The sequence below is a fragment of the Roseivivax isoporae LMG 25204 genome (genome assembly GCF_000521865.1).
Taxonomy (GTDB): Bacteria; Pseudomonadota; Alphaproteobacteria; order Rhodobacterales; family Rhodobacteraceae; genus Roseivivax; species Roseivivax isoporae.
In genome coordinates, this window is sequence record NZ_JAME01000143.1 from 1 (window position 1) to 703 (window position 703).

Below are 703 nucleotides of genomic sequence, written 5' to 3' on the forward strand. Positions count from 1 at the left end.
TAGGAGACGTTCAGGATCTCGACCTGATCCTGGGCGAGCGCCGACCCGGAGCCGAACCCGGCCAAACCGATCGCGGCCATCGCGGCAAGCGCGCCACGGCGGGCCACCGCCCCGGTCACGGCGCACGGACCGGTCGCCGCCATGGCCCACCCGACCTTGGTCAGAGGTGGTGCGTCAACGCCGGCCGTGACCCGATCGCTTCCGGATGGCCCCGCATTGGAGGCATTGGCGCCGGATAGATTGGTGCGAAACATGCTTCTGTTCCTCGCTGAACCCTGTCGAACTCTCGTGCCAGGTCGGCGGGGCGCGATCTTTCTCTGTCGAGTGACAGCCCCGCGCCAGCGCCGCCTGACACCAGAATAACGACAGAGTTAGTCGTGTTTAGCAAAAGCATCATCGCGTTCTTTTTGAGCGCGAGTGTGGAAGATTATTCTCCCGCTGACGCCTCGAAGAGACCGAAACGCTCCAGCGGCCGGGAGTCCTCCTGGAGATCCGCAAGCGTCAGCGACTCGATCATCAGGAGATAGGCTGCATAGAAGCCGCCGAAGACCGCCCGCACCGGGCAGGTTGCCTCGTCACAATTCTCGCACCGCTGATAGGCTCGTCGCGACAGGCACGGCAGCGGGGCGAGCGGTCCGTCGATCAGGCGGAGTACTTCTGCCAAGGAGATCCGGCGGGACTCCTTGATCAGCTCGTACCCCCC

The 703-nt window shown here is 64.4% G+C and carries 2 protein-coding genes; both read right to left on the reverse strand.

Annotated features, from left to right (window positions below):
* A partial coding sequence (locus RISW2_RS24985; RefSeq protein ID WP_211238751.1) for a hypothetical protein occupies window positions 1-254 on the reverse strand: 254 nt, incomplete at its 3' end.
* Window positions 255-427: 173 nt separating this feature from the next.
* The coding region (locus RISW2_RS23045) for an Rrf2 family transcriptional regulator (protein ID WP_043775885.1) at window positions 428-703 on the reverse strand (276 nt) is incomplete at its 5' end.